This window comes from Nocardia sp. CC227C (genome assembly GCF_030767025.1).
In the GTDB taxonomy this organism is placed as follows: domain Bacteria; phylum Actinomycetota; class Actinomycetes; order Mycobacteriales; family Mycobacteriaceae; genus Nocardia.
Genome location: NZ_JASITE010000003.1, coordinates 249551 through 270214 on the forward strand (window position 1 = coordinate 249551; position 20664 = coordinate 270214).

Annotated in this window: 22 protein-coding genes; 20 read left to right on the plus strand and 2 right to left on the minus strand. The window is 66.4% G+C overall.

Annotated features, from left to right (window positions below; translation table 11 throughout):
* The first annotated feature begins 19 nt into the window (after window positions 1-19).
* The 20 genes from QMO76_RS06990 to eccB all read left to right on the plus strand — a co-directional run bounded on the left by QMO76_RS06990 (window position 20) and on the right by eccB (window position 16857).
* A complete protein-coding gene (locus QMO76_RS06990) occupies window positions 20-718 on the plus strand; it encodes a hypothetical protein (RefSeq protein ID WP_306360361.1) in 699 nt (232 codons plus the stop codon).
* Window positions 719-945: 227 nt separating this feature from the next.
* Window positions 946-2880 (plus strand): hypothetical protein, encoded by a 1935-nt coding sequence (locus QMO76_RS06995; RefSeq protein WP_306360362.1) that lies wholly within the window; start codon window positions 946-948, stop codon window positions 2878-2880.
* Window positions 2880-3668 carry an ESX secretion-associated protein EspG gene (locus QMO76_RS07000; protein ID WP_306360363.1) on the plus strand — a complete coding sequence of 263 codons (789 nt, stop codon included), beginning with the start codon at window positions 2880-2882 and terminating at the stop codon, window positions 3666-3668. Before QMO76_RS06995 ends, QMO76_RS07000 begins: the two co-directional genes overlap by 1 nt.
* 465 nt (window positions 3669-4133) lie before the next feature.
* On the plus strand, window positions 4134-4286 hold the full coding sequence (locus QMO76_RS07005; protein ID WP_306360364.1) for a hypothetical protein: 153 nt from the start codon (window positions 4134-4136) through the stop codon (window positions 4284-4286).
* Between the two features lie 55 nt (window positions 4287-4341).
* Entirely contained in the window at window positions 4342-4656 is a 315-nt protein-coding gene (locus QMO76_RS07010; protein WP_306360365.1) for a hypothetical protein, read from the plus strand.
* Window positions 4657-4664: 8 nt separating this feature from the next.
* Window positions 4665-4970, plus strand: coding sequence for a YbaB/EbfC family nucleoid-associated protein (locus tag QMO76_RS07015; RefSeq protein WP_306360366.1), 306 nt, complete (start codon window positions 4665-4667; stop codon window positions 4968-4970).
* A gap of 128 nt (window positions 4971-5098) precedes the next feature.
* The gene (locus QMO76_RS07020; protein WP_306360367.1) at window positions 5099-5413 is read left to right on the plus strand and encodes a type VII secretion target; all 315 of its coding nucleotides are present in this window, start codon (window positions 5099-5101) and stop codon (window positions 5411-5413) included.
* Window positions 5414-5472: 59 nt separating this feature from the next.
* Complete coding sequence (locus tag QMO76_RS07025) at window positions 5473-6765, plus strand: hypothetical protein (RefSeq protein WP_306360368.1); 1293 nt, start codon at window positions 5473-5475, stop codon at window positions 6763-6765.
* Between the two features lie 252 nt (window positions 6766-7017).
* Window positions 7018-7359, plus strand: a complete 342-nt coding sequence (locus QMO76_RS07030; protein ID WP_306360369.1) for a WXG100 family type VII secretion target — start codon at window positions 7018-7020, stop codon at window positions 7357-7359.
* 37 nt (window positions 7360-7396) lie between these two features.
* Window positions 7397-7708 (plus strand): hypothetical protein, encoded by a 312-nt coding sequence (locus QMO76_RS07035; protein ID WP_306360370.1) that lies wholly within the window; start codon window positions 7397-7399, stop codon window positions 7706-7708.
* Between the two features lie 312 nt (window positions 7709-8020).
* Complete coding sequence (locus tag QMO76_RS07040; protein ID WP_306360371.1) at window positions 8021-9814, plus strand: hypothetical protein; 1794 nt, start codon at window positions 8021-8023, stop codon at window positions 9812-9814.
* Complete coding sequence (locus tag QMO76_RS07045; RefSeq protein ID WP_306360372.1) at window positions 9811-10617, plus strand: ESX secretion-associated protein EspG; 807 nt, start codon at window positions 9811-9813, stop codon at window positions 10615-10617. Before QMO76_RS07040 ends, QMO76_RS07045 begins: the two co-directional genes overlap by 4 nt.
* An 88-nt stretch (window positions 10618-10705) precedes the next feature.
* The gene (locus tag QMO76_RS07050; RefSeq protein ID WP_306360373.1) at window positions 10706-11071 is read left to right on the plus strand and encodes a hypothetical protein; all 366 of its coding nucleotides are present in this window, start codon (window positions 10706-10708) and stop codon (window positions 11069-11071) included.
* An 11-nt stretch (window positions 11072-11082) separates the two neighbouring features.
* Window positions 11083-11382 carry a YbaB/EbfC family nucleoid-associated protein gene (locus QMO76_RS07055; protein WP_306360374.1) on the plus strand — a complete coding sequence of 100 codons (300 nt, stop codon included), beginning with the start codon at window positions 11083-11085 and terminating at the stop codon, window positions 11380-11382.
* A gap of 105 nt (window positions 11383-11487) precedes the next feature.
* Window positions 11488-11802: a hypothetical protein gene (locus QMO76_RS07060; RefSeq protein ID WP_306360375.1), complete on the plus strand. Its 315-nt coding sequence runs from the start codon at window positions 11488-11490 to the stop codon at window positions 11800-11802.
* An 83-nt stretch (window positions 11803-11885) separates the two neighbouring features.
* Entirely contained in the window at window positions 11886-13151 is a 1266-nt protein-coding gene (locus QMO76_RS07065) for a hypothetical protein (RefSeq protein WP_306360376.1), read from the plus strand.
* Between the two features lie 27 nt (window positions 13152-13178).
* Window positions 13179-13493, plus strand: coding sequence for a PE family protein (locus tag QMO76_RS07070; RefSeq protein ID WP_306360377.1), 315 nt, complete (start codon window positions 13179-13181; stop codon window positions 13491-13493).
* Window positions 13494-13633: 140 nt separating this feature from the next.
* Window positions 13634-14530, plus strand: coding sequence for a PPE domain-containing protein (locus tag QMO76_RS07075; RefSeq protein ID WP_306360638.1), 897 nt, complete (start codon window positions 13634-13636; stop codon window positions 14528-14530).
* Window positions 14527-15312, plus strand: coding sequence for an ESX secretion-associated protein EspG (locus QMO76_RS07080; RefSeq protein WP_306360378.1), 786 nt, complete (start codon window positions 14527-14529; stop codon window positions 15310-15312). The genes QMO76_RS07075 and QMO76_RS07080 overlap by 4 nt, the downstream gene beginning before the upstream one ends.
* A 33-nt stretch (window positions 15313-15345) precedes the next feature.
* A complete protein-coding gene (gene eccB / locus QMO76_RS07085) occupies window positions 15346-16857 on the plus strand; it encodes a type VII secretion protein EccB (RefSeq protein ID WP_306360379.1) in 1512 nt (503 codons plus the stop codon).
* 77 nt (window positions 16858-16934) lie between these two features.
* On the opposite strand, the gene eccE is transcribed toward eccB, so the two are convergent.
* Window positions 16935-18752, minus strand: a complete 1818-nt coding sequence (gene eccE, locus QMO76_RS07090) for a type VII secretion protein EccE (RefSeq protein ID WP_306360380.1) — start codon at window positions 18750-18752, stop codon at window positions 16935-16937.
* Between the two features lie 4 nt (window positions 18753-18756).
* Window positions 18757-20595, minus strand: coding sequence for a type VII secretion AAA-ATPase EccA (gene eccA, locus QMO76_RS07095; RefSeq protein WP_306360381.1), 1839 nt, complete (start codon window positions 20593-20595; stop codon window positions 18757-18759).
* Window positions 20596-20664: the final 69 nt, after the last annotated feature.

Consider the following 20664-nt stretch of genomic DNA (forward strand, 5'->3'; position numbering starts at 1 on the left):
CTTCGACAAGCACTCGCAGGTGGCCGAATTCGATCCGGAGACCGGCGCGCTGCGCGTATTCGACCGGGCGGAGTTGCCCGACGGTGTGGAGCCCGCGGGATGCTTCGGAGTACTCGGTGCCGCCGGTACCGCCGTGTTCTACCGAGGTGCCACCGGCTTGTTTCTCCACATCGGTGACGAGACGTTCGCCCTCGAACATCCCGGAACGCGAATCCATTGGGAGCAAGCGGATCCCGCTACGGCACGGTTGGATATCCATCGTATCGACGAATCTCCCCGTCGCTTCGAATATCCCACCACCCTGAACGAGCTACGGCAGGACGCGAGCTTCGGCATGTTCCGGGAGGATTTCGAGGACTTCGACTTCGGCCTGTTCGTCAGCAATGTGCTGGCGGCCCCTGGCCGACGGGTTCGGATCTTCGCCGCTGCCGAGGGACGGGAGTCCGCGGACCAGCCCGACCCGACCCGCGTCGTACTCTATTCTTACGCACGCGACCTACGCCCAGAGAAGGTCGCGGAGTTCACCTGGAACCCGACCGATGGTGTAGCACTAACAGTTCTCGACGCCGAGTGGGGCGCGCTCGCATGGGATTACTTCAAAACGGGTATCCCTGCTCCCGCAGGTCGAGTTCCCGCCTCGGCAGGACCGGGCTTCATGCGGGCGCTGTTGCGCCCAAACCGAGCGACCTACTACCGGTTCGTGGATGAAAGCAGCTGATGGGATCGATCCAACCAGCCGTTCATGTCTGGTTGGATCACTGTTATGCCGCCGGCAGACTCATCGCTGCCATCGTATTGCACCATGCCCGAGCAGTTTTCGTGCCGACGAAGCGGTTCGCCCGTTACGTGGTGGCGCCATGTCGGCCGAAACATGTCAGGATATGAAGAGCGGCAACGGCTGAGCACGCGGCCCCGATGTACCCGAGACAGTCAGGAGCACAACGTATGGCTGGCGAGAGCGCTACCAATCCCTGGCCCACGATCAGTGACTATGCGGCAGCCGGGGAGTTGGAGTTCGAACCCCAGATGGCCAAGGACGCCGCGAATGCGGCAATCGGGCTGCTGGAATCGGTGCAGGCGCTGAAGTGGTACATCGGTGTGAACGGGGACGTCCCACAACTCTCTCAGCTCAGTGATGGCGTCGCGGTTGCCGGCGTGTTCAGCGACGCCGGCGTCAGGGCGGGTGACGTTCTCAAGGAGCATGAGGACATCCTCAACGACATGATCGACACCTTCATCGCCGCTGGCAAGACGATGGAGGGTGCCGAAGAAGGCAATGAGAGTATGTTCGACGGCATCGAGAAGCCGAAGCCGTTCGACGAAGATGTGGCAGTACCCATCATGGTGGGCGGCCGGTACGGGACCCTCAGTATTCCTGGGGTGGCCGAAGGCAAGAACTCCCATGAGGATCTGGAGTGGAAAAACAACAAGCCTCCGGAAGCACACGATGTCCAGGACCAGTCCGAGGACGTGACGGACTTCGAAGGTGGTTTCTCGGAGCAGTATGTGCGGACGGTGAATCCGTACGAGCAGAAGTACGAGACCCTCTACCAACTTGGCCAGGATATGCGTCCTCACACTGTACTGAGTGTGGCGAATTCCTGGGTGTGGCTGGCAGAACGTGTCAATACGGCCTTCACGGACTTCTCGAATCTGATGACCGGTTCCAAGCTCGAGCAGTGGAAAGGCGAGGGAAAGGAAGCCGCTGATCGCGCTGTGAAAGGCTATCTCACCAGCGTCACGCCACTTGTCGAGGCCATGGACACGACCGGGCGGAGTCTCGCAGACCTTTCCGGCTGGCTGGAAGCGACGCGTGTCAGCATGCCGCAGAGTCCAACGAACCCGGCGGGAAAGGAAACCGGTCTCTATACGACCGAGGGAGGCCATTACTTTCATAAGGAGGGCGTTACATACGGCGGAACACAGGTGCCGATCCTCTACGAGGATCCGACCGGGCAGTACCAGAAGAACATGGACGAAACGTATACCCAGGGGATTTCCAAGGCCGCCAAGGCTGTGCCGGTGCTGCCGTCCCCGATCGCGTCCTTCACGAATATTCCCGAGCTGCCTCCGCTGGACCAGAAAGACGATGACAAGGGCGGTACCGGAAACGGTACCGGGTCCGGGTCCGGGGGCGGGGGTACCGGTGCGGGTGGAGCCGGTGGCTCGGGTGCGTTCACGGGGGGCGGTTCCTCCGGCGGCTCTCCGACGATTCCGGCCTTCGCGCCATCGGCGGCCTCACCATCGGGTACCAGCCCACAGCGAGTCTCCGACCCGGCGGCGGAAGCCGCCCGGCGCGAAGCGCAGCGCTGGGCTGAACAGCAGCGTCAGGCGGCCGAAGCGGCGCGGCGGCAAGCGCAACAGCAGGAGTCGCGGAACAGCGGATCGGGGTTGAACGGAGCCGAGCAGGCAGTGCAGTCTGCCATGGCGACGGGCCAGCAGGCGCTGTCGGCGGCACAGCAGGCCGCTCAACAGGCCGCACAGCAAGCCGCACAGGAGTTGGCGAGGCAGCGTGCCAGCCTGCCCACGAACCCGGGAGGGATTCCCGGCATGCCCGGTCCCGATCCGAAGCTGGCTGGCAGCGGCGGCGGGGCCGGAGGCGGAGCACCGGCTGTACGAAACCTCGAGGCTTCCAAGCTGTTCCCCCGTGCTGGTCTCGGAGGCGTCACCGCGGGTACCGCCGCGATGAGTGCGCGCGGAGTCGGCACGCCCGGCATGATGCCGGGTAGCCCCGGTCCGGCGGGTGCGGCGGGCCGAGGAGCCGGAAGTGAAGGCAAGGAGCACAAACGGCCCGCGTTCCTTGATTCCACCGAGCACCTCGAAGAAGCGATCGGCGACGCATTGCGTGTGGTCAAGCCTGTTGTCGAGAAGACCGACTGATGAACCAGACCTGGACATTGACCGGCCTCGAATTCGTGGTGGCGTGGGAGACCCTGAAGGAGAATCTATTACCGCGCCCGTTCGTCTTCCGGAGCCGAACACACTGGTACGACGATTTTCTTCGGGAGAAGCGAGAGGTTCGGGAGCGGCTGCAATCCACACTGGACACCGCAGTGTGGGAGGCATTGGAGGTAGCCGCTCGGCCGGACATCAGGATGATCATCCGGGGCCTGCACGGCGATATCCGTTCGGATCCGACGGGCAGCATTCGAATGCACGCTGTCCGTTACGGTGGTAGTGGCTACGTGCTGACGCAGCTGCCGGGGGACTCCCCAGACGACGGCGGTGAGTTCACCATCACCGAATGCGATCCATTCGCGCTGGCCGATGGGGTGGTGGCCGCACTGCCGGAGATCAAGTCCGGGCAGAAGTCTCAGATCCAACTGCCCTCGAATGCCGACGGCGCCGACCGAATGGTCCACGACGATTCGATGCTGTGGGATTCGTTCGACGATCCCGTCGGACGGGCCGGTCAGGAGTTCCTGCAGGCCGCATTCACGGGCTTGGGCGGCATCGAAATCACGCAGGGCACTTCGCGGTTCGGTCCACGCGGACGAGTGACTCGCGTCCTCGAATGGCGGGATGTCGTCGACGACGGTCGCTATCTGGTCGTCCACGACAATCCGCCCTACGCCACCGGCGTCGACGCCAAACGCATGGTCACGCTCATCAACAATGAGATCGCGGTGGTCGTCCAGGCGATCAAAGATGAGCGGGCAACGTTGTAGTGACGAGGGGCGCAACGAATGAGCGAAGTCACCGATCCTTGGCCCGCGAGCGCGCCGCCTATCTGGAATCGGCGGAGCACCTCGATGAGGCGATCGGCGGCACGCAGGTGGTGTCGCGGCGCGTCGTCGATCAGTGACGGCGTCGGCATCGGGACACCCGCATCGTGGTCACCGGCAGTGTCGACGGCGATCGGGAAAACCCGCGCAGCACCGTCCGTTTACTGACCGTTCGCCATCGTGGTGAAGGATATTCGCTGCGGCAGTTGCCCGATGAGACGGTCTGGCATGGCCGCGGCTATGTCCGTTACCGAGTACGACGCCCTGTTGCTGGGGGACGCGGTGGTCGAGGCGCCGTCGACCGCGGAGCCGGGACGGAGCGCGCGAGCGGCGACGATCGGCTTATGAACCGTCGAAATAGATTAGGGCAGTTCATGATTCGGCCCGAACGGAGTGTCGGCTCGGCGTTTGCGGTGGCGCGATATCGTCGATGACGGCAGATACGCGGTCACCGGTGACGACCCGCCGGTCGCCACCGGCGTGGACGCCGAACGCTCGACCGTGCTGGTGAATTCGGAGATCGCCGAAGTCGTGCGGGCGATCCGGAAGGAGCGGGCGTAGGGCTCACTGTGCGGACTTATACTGGCCGGTAACGACAACGATGGATGAGGGCCTCATGTCGACAGCGAGTACACGGACCGGTTCGATCACGGTCCACACCACTGAACAGGGGTTGCCGACCGGCATCAATATCGAAGCCGACGAGTTGCGAAGGCAGCCCGGAGAACTCGCCGGTGAGATTCTCCGGCTGTGCCGGCAGGCGGGCAATCGGGCGGGCATGGCGCGGCGGGAGCAGTTGGAGGCCGCCGGGATGCCGAGCGAGATGTTGGCACTGACCGGCCTGCCCAAGGCCGAGGACGTCGCGCAGCAGGAGATGGCGGAAGAGCAGGACTACGACGTCGAGCCGCAGAGCTGGTTGTGGTCGGTATGAGCGGGGTCATGGATGAAATGGAGGACCGCGCTCGGCGTCAACTGCATCGGATGCATGAGCTGAACGAGCAAATGTCCAGCATTAGAGTGCGGGAGACGTCGACCGATGGATCTGTGACCGTTGAAGTGGATGGAAACGGCATGATGTGCGATCTCGATCTGTCATCGGCGATTACTCGGCTATCGCCGCGCGAATTCGAGGAAGTGTTGGTGTCCACCGCCAAGCGGGCGGCGGCGCAGGCATTCTCGCAGCGTGGTGAGCTGATCACCGCGTTCAATGAGGAGATCGCCGAGTCGCTTTCTCGGAATCGGTGACCTCGGCGTGTCACCGTTTCTTTACGTGCCCTTCGCGTGATCTCCAGCCGATGGCCAGGAGATTGGGCGGATGATCGGATACATTGTCCAACAGACACCTTGATCGGATTGCGTGGCAGAGGTTTTCGATGAACGAGATCGTCGCAGTTCCCGAAGCGATCCGCCGCTACGGCGATGCTGCCGCAGCGATGGCCGTGGAGGTCGGCACCATGGGTGCCGCCAACCAAGCGGCCAGCGTGGCGGCCGTCGTACCGGTATTCGGTTTGATCGGGCAGGATTTCCTGGCGTCCTTCGCGGTCGCCCAGGCCAACAACCTGCTGTCGGTCAGTGAGCTCGCCGTGGTGCACGCCGCTACCGCCGCCACCGCCTACGGGGGCGCGGGTGCCTATCAGACCCATGAGGACACGACGGCCACCGAATTCGGCGCGATCGGTCGCGCATGATGGATGCGCCGCTCGATCAGTCCGTCGTCGACCTATTGCGGCAGAGTGCGATCGGGCCGATGATCGATCGCCCGGTGGGCGATGTGTTGCAGGAGATGGGCCTACCCGGGTTGCCCGACCTGACAGCCATGCCACCGCTGCCCGATATGCCGCCGCTGCCGCTGTTGGACCTGTCCGGGCTGCTGCAGCCGATCACCAATCTGGCCAGCAGCTTCGGTACCGGAGTTCTGCCCAGCGCCGCGCCCGCCCCGACCACCGACGGCAGCGGTGCGCCGGTCGGCGAGGCGGGCGCCGAACCGCAGAATACCGCCGCCCCGGTCGATCCCGCGCAGTTGCTGTCGCAGGTTTCCACCGGTATCCAGACCGTCATGCAGCTCGGTACCTCGGTCCTGCAGGCGGTGATGAGCCTGTGGCAGGGTATGGGCGCGAACGCTGCCGCCGACAAGAGCGCGCAGGCCGGCAAGGACACCGCGGCGGTGGCCTCGCAGAGTGCGGCGACCTCGGCCGGTGTGGTGGCCGCTTCCGGCACCGTCTTCCGCGGCGCCACCCAGATGTCGGCCATCATGGCCAAGTACATGGCCTCCCTCGCCGCTGCGGGCCCCTTCATCGCCACACCACCGGGCCAGGCGTTCGTCCTCGCCGCGACGACCGAGACCCTCGCCGAGGCGCTCACAGTCGTCGGCATCACCCGCGCCGAGCTCACCGCGCACAGCGCGGAGATGTCCGCCACCGGCCAGAAGGTCCCCGTCACCAATGCGCCGACGGGCGTCGACTCATCCCAGATCATGTCGCAGCTCATGTCGATCCTGCCGACCCTGGCCAATGCCGCGACCACCGGCGTGAAAGCTGTCTCCGACACCCACACCGCCCTGAATCCGCCCAAGACACCGGAGGATTCGGACGAGAAGAAGATCGGTGACATCACCGCAGGCGGCGGAGCCCCACTCGCCACCCCGGCGGTCGGCGCACTCGGTGGTGCGGCGGGTGCCGCCGCCGCGGCGCGCCCCCTCGCCGAATGGGGCGGCGGCCGCCAGGTCAACACCAGCCTCAACGCGGCCAGTGCCGCCCCGACCTCCCCGACGGCCCCCAATAATTCCACCGGCGGCCTCCGCGGGAACACCATGGCCGGCGGCCCCGGCATGATGCCCATGGGGGCGGCCGGAGCCATGGGCGCCGCCCGCGCCGGAGAAGACTCCAGTACGGACGGCCTGCGCACTCACCTGGTCACCGAACAACACGGCGACGAGGTGGTCGGCGAAATCGACAAGGCCGCAATGCCGGTGGTCGGCGCGGGGAAGCCCACCGCTGACACATCCGGCGACGACCGACCGGACCAGGCCCTGGCCCTATAACGGGCGGGACACGCTATGATCCGCAGTGCGGGGGGTGCCATGACGATGAAATCCGGAACCGGCTTGCCGACAGCTATCAGGCTGTCCGGCCCACGGCCGCCGTCACTGGTATGCGCGGTCGGCTCCAATCCTCGGATGCCCCATGCGATCCCGTCGTCCGTGCCCGGAGAGGGGTGAGTGCCCCACCTCTGTGTACGAACACGACCGAAAATCACATGACCGATAGAGCTGTCCCATAGGAGGGTGGAAAACATGAGTGGTGAAATTAACTTCGAGGCGTTCGGTGCCAAGGGCGTCGCGGAGGATATGGCCGACGCGGTCACCGCGATCCGCGTCACTATCAATCAGGTCACCGAGGCCGCCGGTGCCGTGAAGCGGGGTTGGGAAGGCACGGCGAACCAGGCGTTCGACGGTGCGGCCAGCAATTGGGAGGACGAGGCCCAGCGGGTCCAGAGCGTCCTCAACCGCCTGACGGAACTGGTCGGCGAGGGCAACACCAAGTACGAGACGATGGAAGCCGACAACGAGGACTACTTCAAGAATGCCGATGGTAACCACGGTCGCGCCGCGTCGCCGCATCTGACGAATCTCTGATAAAGATCCGCCATAGACTTTCGAAAGGATTCGACACATGAAGTACAACGAAGCGGCTCTTACCGAACTGCAGGAGTCCCTTGTCGGACTCAAGGATAAGCTGGTTGGCCAGGCGTCCGAACTGCAGACCGCTGCGACCAACCTGATGAACGCCTGGGAGGGCAACGAGGGCTTCGTCGCCTTCAAGCAGGCGAAGGATGCCTGGGACCAGGAGTTCGGCTCGGCTGATGGAGCGGAACCCGGCTCCACCATCTACATCCTCAATAAGCTCTCCGAGGCGGTCGGCAACGCGCTCGTCAATGCGAAGTCGGCTGACAAGGCTGTCTACGACGGGTTTTCAGGCGCGTAGCGCTGTCTGACCTCGTATTATGCGATGGGCTCGCCCACACTATGACGTGGGCGAGCCCCCGCCTGTCCGGACCATTCCCACCATGGCCACGCTCGAATGGTGCTCGTCGGGAACTGGTGCTGGATGGAAGCGGGGGCTGGGTGTCGATATGAACCCTGCAGAGATCACGGCGCACTCTTGTTCCTGGGCAGGACTCGGCACACGATCGACCTCCTTCGGGTGGCGGTGGGGGTTGGGGATGGGGCAAGCTGGGCGGGCCGCGTCCGGAGTGGCGGGGCCGGAAGTGGAACTGCGCAGTGGGGAGGGCCGCTCGTGGCTGGTGAAACCGTGTCGTTCGATCAATTGCAGGGCAAGGTGGCGGACGGGGAACTGGAGTTCCAGCCCAAGGCGGTTGACGATGCGCTGCGAGAGTGCGACAGCTTGATCGGGCATCTGCTGTCGGTGCGGACCACGCTGGCGAACGTCACGGGGCTGGCCGACTTCGCGGGACCCGCGGGGGTGTTCAGCTCCGGAATCCAGTGGACCCAGGGTTTTCGGGAACTGGCGCGGGATATGGAGGGCATCGTGGCCTCCCATCTCGGCATCGTGGGCGCCATGGCCGAGGTCTTCCGATCGGCGGCCAAGAAGTACCTGGAGGCAGAGGGGGAGTCCGAGGACGGGTTCCGGGCCGCGCTCGATCGCAAGATGCCCACCGAGCCGTATATCCCGGGTGTCGTGCGGACGAGTGTCGAAGAGATGTCGGGACGGGTCGTGGTGCCGGACGCGGTAGCCGCTTTCGGTACGCCGAATACCCGTGTCCTGCAGTCATATGACGCCGTGGACTACTCGAAGTACCAACCGCCCGCCGACAGTCCCCGGGTCGTCTGGCCGGAGAACCCGTTTCACAAGCAGTGGGACGCCTTCTACGGGCTGGGGCAGGCGATCAAGCCGGATATCGCTGTCGCCGCCGCCATCGACTGGGAGCTGATGCGTAAGGAGCTCGACAAGGTCTTCGGGCATTTCCGGACGGGAATCGGCACCATTCAGAACAATTGGCGCGGGCCGGCGGCGGCGACGGCGATATCCGCCGTGAACACCTACGCCGACGACACCGCGCCCTTGACCGCAGCGATGCTCGAGGTCGAGAACGGGCTGCTGCGCGCCGCGGGCTGGCTGCGTGCCACCCGCGAGTGGATGCCGGAGTCGCCGACACCGGACGTCCGGCAGTCGGGTGATATGTATCAACTTCGGTACAAGGATGTGTTGCTGAGCGACGACAGCGAAAAAGGTTGCCTGGGCTTGGCTTTGAGCAGGATTCGGAATGCCTGCGAGGTGTCGTATATCGGTGGGCTCGTCGATTACAACAGTTCCCTGGTCACGTTGCCAACGCCTACGAGCCCGGTCGGCGCCGTCCCGGCGATCGAGCCGACGCCGGAACAGCCCAGCGGCGATCCCGGTGTGCCGAATACGCCGAGCGGCGCACGGGTGACGAATCAAGATACGCCGTCAGGGGCTCCGACGACGCCGACGACGCCGACGACGCCGGCCACCCCGGCCACCCCGCAGGAGGACACCCCCCGGAACGACAGTCCGACCGACACCACCGCCGAGGATCAGCTGTCGGAATTGGCGCAGCACGCCATCGCGGCCGTGCAATCCGGCGTGGAGACCATTTCGCAGGCGGTCCAACAGGGCTTGGAATCGGTGCAGCAGACCGTCCAAGACGTCGTGAGCGATCTGACCACCCAGCCCACCACGCCGGTGCTCACCACCACGCCCTCCATTCCGGCCATCGCGGATCAAACGAGGACAGGTGGCGGGTCCCCGCTCGGCGGCTCACCCGGCGGCGTTCCGCCGACCACCAATCCGACCACCAAGCTGTTTCCGCGCGCGACCGTCGCCACCGAGACGGAGACGAGTTCCGTCGCCCGCGCGGGTCTGCCGACGACGACCACCGGGACCAACGCTTCGACGCCCATGGGTGGCGTCCCGATGGGCGCGGCAGGTCAAGGCGTAGGAGCGCAGGGGAGCGAACGCAAGTCGGCGGACTACCTGAAACGCGGCGAGCATCTCGGTGAAGCCGTGGGTGACCTGCCCGTCGCGGTGACGCCGGTCGCTGAGAAATGACGCGCTCCTGGACGTTCGGCGATCTCGAATTCGTGGTGCTGTGGGAATTGTTCGGCGAGGATCGCCTACCGCACCCGTTCGTATTCACCAGCCGGACGCCGATGTACTTCGACTATCTGCGGGAGAAGCGGGAAGTCGCCGAGCGGTTGCGTACCGGTGCGGATGCCGCGATCGCGCCGGTAGCCGAATCCATGGTGCGACCGGATATTCGCATTACCGTCGACGGCTGGGCAGGCAGGGATCCGGAACGCGCCGACGCACGTATCCGAATACTGGCGACCCGAAAGGGGGATCGCGGCTATGTGGCGATTCAATTGCCCGGTGAGACATATACGCACAGCGGGGGTTTCGTCGTCGCGGAGTGCGATCCGCTGCGGTTGGCGGATGCGATAGTCGCGGCCTTGCCGACGGCCGAGCCCGGCGATGCGACGGAAATCGCGCTGCTGCCGCCGGAAGCCGATCGCGAAGGGCTCGATTACGAGTACGGCCGTTCACCGACCCGGTTCCGGCCGGAGGAGACGCTGCCGGGCCGCTCGCGGCGCTTCCTGCGCACGACGCCGTCGCTGATCGGCACAATCGATATCGAACAGGGGATGTCCAAATTCGGTCCGCGGGGCATCACCCGCCACCGGCTGGAGTGGCGCGACCTGTCCGACGACGGCCGCTACGTCATCGCGCACGCCGCACCCTGGGTCGCGGTATCGGCCGACCACGGTCGGCTCACATCCATGATCAATGTTCGGATCGCCGACGTGGTGAAAGTGATCAGGGAAGAGCGGGACGGTCGCGGTGCCGATTCGTGAAGGCGGTGCGGCTCGGCGCATCGATGACCACCGGCGCGGCCTTATGGCCTAAGGTATTCGTACGCAGTGGTAAGGGAGGGAGTTGCGGATGACGGACGCGGGGGCGGCGAACAGTGATTCCCCGTCGGCGGAATTGCCGACGGTGACGGCGATATCGCTCACCGGAACGATCAAGGTGCGGACCACCGAGCAGGGGCTGCCGGTCGCGCTGCGGGTGGATCCGGCCGAGTTGCATCGGGATCCGGCGCATCTGGCCAATGAGGTATTGCGGCTGTGTCAGCGCGCGGCGAATCGGGCGGGGCTGGAGAAACGCAGGCAGATGGAGGCGCTCGGGGCGAGCGCCGCGACACTGGCGCTGAGCGGGTTGCCGACCGAGGCCGAGGTGCGACGGCTGGAACAGGTCGAGGAGCAGGATTACGATATGGAGCCGCGGAGCTGGCTCCGGACATTGTGAGGAGGGGGCACGTGGTCGGTTCGATGGACGAGCTACAGGCGCGCGTCCAGCAGCAGGTTTATCGCATGCAGGATCTGCGAGAGGCGATGTCCGGTGTGCGGGGACGCGAGACGTCCGAGGATGGCAATGTCACCGTGGAGGTCGACGGTAACGGGGCGTTGCGAGATCTGGCGTTCACCTCCGGTATCTCGCGGCTGACCCCCGATGAGCTCGAACGGGCCGTGGTCGGCACGGCCGCTGCGGCGGCGCGGACCGCATTCGAACAGCGGGCCGATCTGGTGCGGCGCTTCACCGACGAGCTGGCACCTTAACTGTCCTTTTAACACTCACTTAGAGCACTGTTTACGCTTTGCACTCTGGCACAGTCGTTTTCACGTCTGTACTCTTATCCAAGATCGAGATATTGGGAGGGAACCATGTCCGGTGACGTGAAGGCGGATTTCGCCGCAATCACCGCGTACGGCAGCACCGAGGCGGGGATCGCCACTCAGGTGGCGGGGGCGGCGGCCGCCGACGTGGCAACCGCGCTGGCGTCGGCGGTACCGGTGTTCGGGCTGATCGGTCAAGATTTCCTGGCGGCGTTCGCGGTCGCGCAGGGTAACTACCTGCTGTCTTCGGCGGAGATCGCGGCCGTGCACGCGGGCACGGCCACCTCGGCTTATGCGGCTGTCGGAACCTATACGGCCACCGAGGTGACCTCCGCGGCCAACTTCCTGTCGACAATCCTGTGACGGACGCGGCGAACCCGACGGTCCTCGATGTAGTGCGCGGCAGCCCGGCTGGGCCATTCCTGGATCGTCCTGTCTCGGATGTATTGCGCGACCTGGGGTTGCCACAGCTGCCGCAACTGCCGGAGATTCCGGGGTTCCCGGAGTTCCAGCTGCCCGCGTTGCCGAGCATCGACCCGACGGCACTGATCCAGCCGGTGGTCGAACTGCTGGGTGGGTTCGGCACCGGCAGCCTGGGGGAGGGATTCAATCCCGCCACGCTCCTCTCGTCGGTGGCCGACGTACTGACCTCCGCCGCGTCCCAGAGTTCCGCGGCGATGAACCAGGTCAGCAATGGCTGGGTGAGCGATGCCGCACTCGCCGCTCAGGCGAAGAGCGTCCAAGCGCAGAAGGACGCGCATGTGGTGGCCGCGCAGGGACAGCAGCAGAAGCTGATCCTGCTGGACGCCCAGCGCGTGGTGGCCCAGGGCTATGCCGAGGTCACCGCCATCATCTCGAAGTTCATCGCGCAGCTCATCGCCTCCGCGCCGCTGCTGCCCACGCCCGCGGGGCTCCCGTTCGTGATCGGGCTCGCGACGGAGGCGGCGGCCGAAGCCGGTGTCGTGGTGGCGAGGACACGCGGTGAACTCACCGTGAAGACCATGGAGATCGCCGCCGCCGGAACGAAGGTCCTGGTCGCGGGCGCTCCGCTCGCCGCCAATGCGGCGCAGCTGGCGAACGCGGTGAACGCCGCGGTGCAGCCGCTCACCAGCATCGCGCCCACGGTGGCCGCGAAGGTGGTGGAGAAGGGCACCACCGCGGTGTCCACGGCGTCGGATGTGGTCGGGAAGATCAGCAATACCGGTCAGGAGATCATCAGCGGTCTCAACCCGTCGGGCACCACGCCGACCACGACCACGACGCCGACCGGCACGAAGAACGATGAGAAGGACAAGAACGGTAAGCCGACCGAGGTAGACGGCGGTGACGGCGGTGGCGGCAGCCCCGGTGGCATGGTCGGCGGTATCCCCACCGGCGGATCGCCTTCCCAATTGAGCAATTACGGCGGACCCCGAGGCGGCCTTAGCGACGGTGGTCTCGGTTCCGGTTCACCGAGCAACCGCTCGTCCAGCACCACCGCGCAGACGCAGACGGCAAGGACCACCACCTCGCCCAGCATGATGCCCACCGGCGCCGGCGCGGCGGGCCGCGCGGGCGACGCCGGTGCGGCCGGGGCCGAACGCAGCAACACCAACCTGGTGACCGGATCGCACGGCGACGAAGTGGTCGGCGTGATCGAGGGCGTTTCGATCCCCGTGGTCGGCGCGTTCGACGATCTGCAGGAACCACCGGACAAAGAACTCACGCTCTGAAAAACTGGGTGTAACAGGAGGATTGCCATGGCCGCGAACGAATTCCACGGAGTGAGCTTCGATCCGGTGGCCGCCCGCGATGTCGCGGCGCAGCTGGATGAGCTCGCCGACCGACTGTCCGCCGGACTGCTGGGTGAGCAGGCGAAGCTCAACATCATGCCCGCCGGAGCCGATGAGGTGTCCGTCCGTGCCTCCAGCACGCTGAACGCGGTCGCCGCGACCTTCCAGGAGCGCGGGGGGCTCGGCGTCGACGAGCTGCGCAAGTTGGCCGCCACGCTGCGCGCGCAGTCCACGCGCTTCAGTGAGGCCGAGGAGCGCAGCGTCGCGGACCTCGTCGTCTGAGCGGACCATGCTGGAACCGACGAAACCCGGCTTCACCGGGACGGTCTGGGAGGCCAGGCCGCCGGAGCAGCTCGCTCGCGACCTGGCGACGGGGCGCCGGAGCCGTACCAGCGGCCGAGGCCGGTCTCGCCTGGGTACGGCTGAGTGCGGGTTTCGCGGCGGCGGCGGTCGAGTACGAGCGGATCCTCAGCCTGCTCGACAGCGCCTGGGAGTCGCAGAGCGGTCGCACGGTGGTCGACCGGGTTCGCGCTCTACGCGATTGGCTGCTCTCCTCCGCTCAGGCGGCGGCGGCGAACGCCGCTCAGGCGGAAGCTCACGCGGCCGCATACGAGATCGCGCGGCTGGCCATGCCCGATGCCGGTGAGGTCGAGGCCATTCACAATCTCCAGAAGACCTTGGAACAGGTGGGCGCGGCACTCGGCGCACCCATGCTGGCCAAGATCGCGCATGTGGACGGTGAGGCCGATGCCGCCAAAGCGGTGGCGTCGCGGGTGATGCGCACCTACGAGGCGGCGACGGAATCACTGGCCACCCCGTGGGAGCACCAGGCTCCGCCGGTGGTCACCACCGGAGAGACGCTGGCCGCCGCACCGGCGGAAAGTCAGCCGACCGCGACTCCGACGGGGATGGGCGGGATTCCGGGTGGTATCGGTCCCATCAATATCGCACCGGTGAAGACGGACTATCGCGGTCGCGCCGTCATGCCGACGACCGTGCCGTCCGGACAGCCGGTCCCGGCCACCCCGGTCACCACGGCGCAGCCGTCTGCCGCGGTGCCGCTCAGTCCCGCCGCGATGGCGCGCGGCGGACAGCCCTCTGGCGAGGAGCACGCTCCGCAGTTCAGTCCCATCGGCGCACCCGCCGCCGACAGCGACCTCGGCCTCAACGCGGGTATGCAGGTCGCACCCGCGGTGCTGGGTGGTCTCGATCCCAGCGCACAGCGGGTACCCACCGACACCGCTATCGCCGCGACCGGCACCGACGCGGAGGCGTCGCGGGGCACCGAATCCGGAACGGCCCAGGAGGCCGCCACGTGACCACACTGACCAACGACGGTGTGATCGCGCTGGCGGGGCGCCTCGAGATCCAGACGCTGCCGCTGGTACTCGACATCGGCCCGCGGCAGGACACGTACTCCGAATGGGAGGCGGCGCAGCAGCGTGCGGTCGCGGAATTGACCGCGAACCATGTGCTCGACCCACACGGTGAAGTCGACTCGGATACCGCCGCGGCGCTGTACACGCTGGCCCAACCGGATACCGAGTTGGCGATGCGTGTCTTCGGCGACAATCGGGTGCGGGTATGCCTGGCTCGACGCGGCCACAGCCACGCCGTCGCGGTCCGGCGCGGTGACCGTGTCGATGTCGCCCCGATCTGGTCCGACGGGTCGGGCTCCGCGCTGGCCCGGCCGATAATCGAGGCACTTGGTCCGTGTCCGCCCGCGGAAGTGGCGAGCTTCAGCGCGCTTTCCACCGAACTGGTCGAACGCCTCGATGCCGCGACGGAATCGGAGGACTACGCCGACGCCGTCTACAGCCTCGGCGTGGACGACCGGGACGCGACCCGCTATGGCCTGACGCTCGCGTCCTGCCACACCTACGCCGAGATCGTCGTGTACTCGCATGCGGATGGGCTCACCGACCGCTCACCCGGCGCCGTGGTGGTGTACGACACCCTGCAGGGCCGGATAGTGGCCGCCCCCGGGCTCGCATTCGACCAGCAGGTATGGTCCACTCTGACGCCCGGTACCGATCACCGGATCGCACAGGCGATTTCAGCGCTCATCGAGTCGTTGCCCGGGGGTCGGTGGCTGCCGTGATCCACGGCCACCCGCACTGCTGATGGAGGATTCGTGCCAGCACAGCTGACCACTCGTGCCCAAGTCAACGGGTACCGTTTCCTGCTGCGTCGACTCGACCATGCGCTGGTGCGCCGTGATGTGCGCATGCTGCACGACCCGATGCGTTCGCAGACCCGTTCGCTGATCGCGGGTGCGGTACTGGGCATATTGGTGGTGGCGGGTGCCGCGATCATGTCCTTCCTGCGTCCCCAAGGGGCGATCGGGGACGCGAATATCGTGATGGGCAAGGACAGTGGTGCGCTCTACGTCGTCGTCAGGGATGAGCAGGACGAGAGCAAGATGACGCTGCATCCGGTGCTCAATCTGTCGTCGGCCCGGCTGATCGCAGGCAGCAGCGAATCCCCGACATCGGTCAAGGACGGAAAGCTCGGGTCCACCGCACGCGGTCCCATGCTCGGAATCCCCGGTGCGCCCGCGGCGCTGCCGGGCTCCGCGCAGGGGGACCGATCCGATTGGACTCTCTGCGATACGGTCGAGTTGTCCGATTCTGGTAACGAGATCGTCTCGTCCGGCACGAAGACCACGGTTATCGCGGGCGAACTCGTACTGAGCGATCAGATGGCGGCGGTGGACGCCGATACCGCGCTTGTCGTTTCCAAGGGCGACAAAACCTATCTGCTCTACGACGGCAAGCGCGCTGAGATCGATCCGAACAACAATGCCGTGCGGCGGGCACTGGAGCTCTCGAAGCATCCGGCGCGGCCGATCAGCACCGGCCTACTGGATGCGGCCACCGAGGTGGCGCCGCTGACGCCGCCGGCAATCGACCGGAAGGGCGAGCCGGGGCCCGGCGCGCTCAGCTCGGTACCCGTCGGCGGGATCATCAAGGTGACGGCTCTGGTGGGTGCGGACGAGCCCGAGTACTACGTCGTACTCGCCGATGGGGTGCAGCGCGTTTCGGAGTTCACCGCACAGCTCATTCGCAATGAGGACTCGTTGCGGATGAGCGAGATCCCGTCCCTGCCACCGGATCTTCTGGACGGCATCGAGGTCGTGGATCACATGCCGGTCGGCGATTTCCCCGGTGGCATGCCGACGATCGTCGACGCTCAGCAGGGGCCCATCATCTGTATGAAGTGGTCCAAGGCTCGCGGCACCGGCATCCTGCAACCGGATGTGACGGAGGCCCCCAGCGACCGTGCCGAGATCTCCATGCTCATCGGCGTCCGCCTGCCGCTGCCCGAGTCGGCCAAGCCGGTTCAGCTGGCTACCGCGGACGGCGGCGGTGATCGCATCGACAGCGTGTACATCCGGCCCGCGTCCGGCGAGTTCGTTCAGACCACCGGAAACGAACCGGGCAGTCCGCGCCGGGGAAGCCTGTTCTATGTGGCCGACAACGGCATCCGCTACGGAGTGCCCGACCTGGAGACGGCGCAGATGCTCGGACTGGGCAATTCGCCCCGTCTGGCGCCCTGGACGATCGTCAGCCAGATGGTGCCCGGACCCACCTTGTCCAGGGACGAAGCACTGGTCAGTCACGACACCCTGCCTACCGGAAGCTGAATCCGCGTCCGCGGCATGCGGCCCGCCGCAGGGGAGGAACGAGGCGGGGCTGCGAACTCCGTTTAACGCGTTGTGATTCAGCGGCGAGCGTAGGCCGAGCCGATGAAGCGCTGTTCGGTCGGTGTGGTGACGAGCTGGGCAGTGGTCGTCGTTGCCGGGGTGCGCACAGTTACCGTGTAGGGGCTGTCGGGATCCTGGATGATCGTCACATCCGCGTCCGGCTGCCAATCGCGGGGCGGCGCGTCGAGCACCGTGACGACGGTGGCCGAGCCCGAGGGTGCACTGGACGGGACGCCGTCGAAGACCACGACGGTCGCGGCCGGATGCGGGGCCCTCGCGGTCGAGGTGCTGTGTCGGGCGTTGCCGGTGATCGAGGAGGCCAGTGCCAGCGCATGCGGCGCACCGACATTCGCGACCATGTCCTGCCAGGCGGCGGGCCTGGCGGTGTGCACAACCGCCCCGGCGCCGAGGGCGATGGCGCGCAGGATCACCTGCTGTGCCAACGGCAGGCTGCCGATGATGTCGATCCGGCGGGAACCGGACCCGATGAGCGGTACCGCGATTCCGCTGCCGGATCCGTCGGCGCCGATCAACTGCCCGCAGCCGCCGGTCGGCACCAGAGCCCCCGCGAGCGCATCCACGGGGCCGCGATAGGTGAGCGCCCGGCTCTCGCGGTCTCCGAACGGCAGGCTGTCCAACAGGGCCCACATCTGGCGTTGCCGGAGTTCCTGCAGACCGGCCACGGGCGGCGAATCCAGTTCCCGCACCGTGTCGTAGCGCACCCGCGCGTCCACCTCGATGGCATCGGTGCGGGTGTCCTTGCCTGCCAGCGGACGCAGGCGAACCGTCAGCGTGGTCGCCAGACTCGGGACCGCCCAGATCATGGCCAGGCCGTCGGTGGTGATCATCTCGCTGCCGACCTGGTAGCTGGTGAGATGGGTATTGCGGGCGATGAGCGCGGTCGGCGTCTCCTCGAGCTCCGCGACCGGGATACCGCGGATCAGCTCACGCAGCGCGCTGGTCATCTCCGACGAAGTGAGCACGGACGCGGTAATACCCTGCGCGGCCAGTCGATTGGCCACCCGGCGCGTCGCGATCGCCGCCGCGCGCAGCGTGCCCACCGCGCCGCCGCCCCGATTGTCGACGGCCTTCGAGGTCGCGAGCGGGTTCAACCGCAGCACCAGCCATACCGTCCGATGCGCGATGGCGGGCAGCGGACCGAGGATCTCCTCGTACATCCGCACCAGTGGCGCGACACTGGACGCGTACCCGGACAGGACGGCCTCGCTGCCCGCGGTCCGGGTGCCGGTGCTGATCACGTCGATGGAATCCAGTTCGATATCGAACTGCCGCAAGCAGCGGGCGATCTCGGTGAGCGGAAGCACCTGGTCGGTGCTCAGCGAGCCCCGGCGCAGCAGGGTCAGCGAGTCCGGTGGGGAGTCGATGCGCAGCATGGTGGTCAGCAGGGTGCCGTCCCACCGCAATCCGTAACTGCCGCCCTCGGGCAGCGGAACATCGATGAGCGACGCCTCCGCGGGTGGGCGGCGGCGCGACTGCCGCCAACGGAACGCGATCCAGCCGCCCAGTCGCAGGCCGATCGGGATACCGCGCACCGGCGTCAGTCCGATCAGCGCCGGAAGTGCGGCCGCGATGAGGATCGCCCACCACGGCGCGTCGACGGCGACGGCCACCACGGAGGCGGTCGCCGCCAGCAGCGCGACGGGGATCACCAAACGTAGCGGCAGCATTCGGAACAGCCACAGTTCGTCCGTGCCGAGCCGCGCGGGTTCCGGTGGCGCCGAATCCCGCCGGGTGGGTGGTCGTCCGCCGTCCGCCGTAACGTCGCCGGTTTCCCGCTCGTCGAGTAGGTCGTTCACCACTGTTCCCCCGCTCATCCGATCATGCCGCGGCGGAACTCAATCCGAGCGACGTCAGAACCGTCTGCAACGCCGCGCGCATATCCGGAACTTCGATCCGCATAAGCACCGATTCGTCCACATCGTGCAGATCGATGGAATCGTCGTTGGCGAGCCGGAACTCGCGCTCCTCCTCCGCGGCCTCGATGAGATTACGGATGAAGCGGCCGTTGCCCGCCAGATCGACACCGCGGCGTGGTTGCCCGCTCTGGTCCTTGCTCTCCATGTCGTACAGCCGCTTGCACACCTGGATCAGCAGCGCCGACGCGTCGTCGGACAGAGCTGAATCCCGCTTGCTCGCAATGACCTTGCCGATCTCACCCAGCTCCTCCGCTGTGTAGGAGGGGAACTGGAGGCGTTTGGCGAAGCGGGAGGACAGGCCGTCGTTGGCGGCCAGGAACCGGTCGATCTCACCGTCGTATCCGGCGATGATGACCACCAGCCGGTCGCGGTCGTTCTCCATGCGCGCCAGCAGGGTGTCCACCGCCTCCCGGCCGAAGGCGTCGCCGCCCGAAAGCCCGGTCTGGATGAGGGTGTACGCCTCGTCGATGAACAGCACGCCGTCCAAGGCGGTGTCGATGAGCTTGTCGGTCTTGATGGCCGTGGAGCCCAGATGCTGGCCGACGAAGTCGCTGCGCTTGGCCTCGACTACCTTCTCGGTCCGCAGGATCCCCAGGCCGCAGTAGATCTTGGCGACGATGCGGGCGATGGTCGTCTTACCGGTGCCGGGTGGCCCGGTGAATGCCAGATGCTGGCCGCGCGCGGCGCTGGACAAGCCCTTCTCCGCGCGGATCTTTGCCAGCTGCACGCTGGATTGCAGCTTGGCGACTTGATTCTTCACGGCGGCCAGTCCGATCTGCCTATCCAGATCGGCCCGGGCCTCGGCCAGGATCGCCTTGGCGCGGTCCTCGTTCTCGGCTTTCTGCTTCTCCGCGAGCGACGGCGCCGACTCTGGATCCCATTTGTCGGTCCGGGCTTCGATCACCTCCTTGGAGGTGACGGTGATGCGGTAGGTGCGATCGCGCATGGCCGCGGCATTGGCGGCGAAATCCGGCGCCTGCGAATAGACCTGTTCGAACAGTGCCTGCGCCTCATCGGCGGCGCCCGTTTCGCGTAGGCACAGGCCGCGGCAGAACATGGCGGCGGTGCGGGCGGCGGGAATCGGACCGGCCTCGGCCTGTTCCATCCGCCGGATGGCCTCCCCGAAGAGTCCCAGCTGCGCACACGCCGTGCCGACCATCACATGTGCGCCAGCGGCCAGGTAGGGATCTTCCCACTCGGCCGATCCGGACAGAATGACCATGACATCCGGCCAGCGCTGGGTGTTGTAGTGCAGCAGCCCGCGCACATAACTCGCGATACGGCCGTCGATGTCGAATTCCGGATCGTCGGAACGGCGCTGGCTGCGGTGCTTGTCCAGCTCGTCGAGCACGCGCTCGGCCTCGTCGTATTGCTTATCGGCGATCAGATGAGACGCGTACGCGAGCCAGATCTCGGTGAAGCTCGCCAGTGGATAGTCGATATACAGCCCGGGCAGAAATCGTCCCGCGAGGACACGCGGCGCCAAGCCGATCCGCCGCTGCTCGCGGCCGAGGGAGACGGTGCTCGTTTTGTGCAGGTTGTACAGCACTTCCTGCGTCATCTCACCTGCCGCGGCCAACCCCAGCCAGGCGTCGCACATCGTCGGATCCCACTCGGTGGCGCGCTGAAAGGCCAGTTTGGCGTACTCGAGATCGCGGGTCGACTCCTGCCCTTCGATGCTGAGCCCCAAGGACAGCACACCGGCGTCGAAGGCGCGCTGTGCTTGGCGAGTGTCGATCATAGTGGCCGAACCCCGAATTCGTCGATCCTGGTTAATCTTTCGTTCACAATCCCCACCACGGTGTGCGAT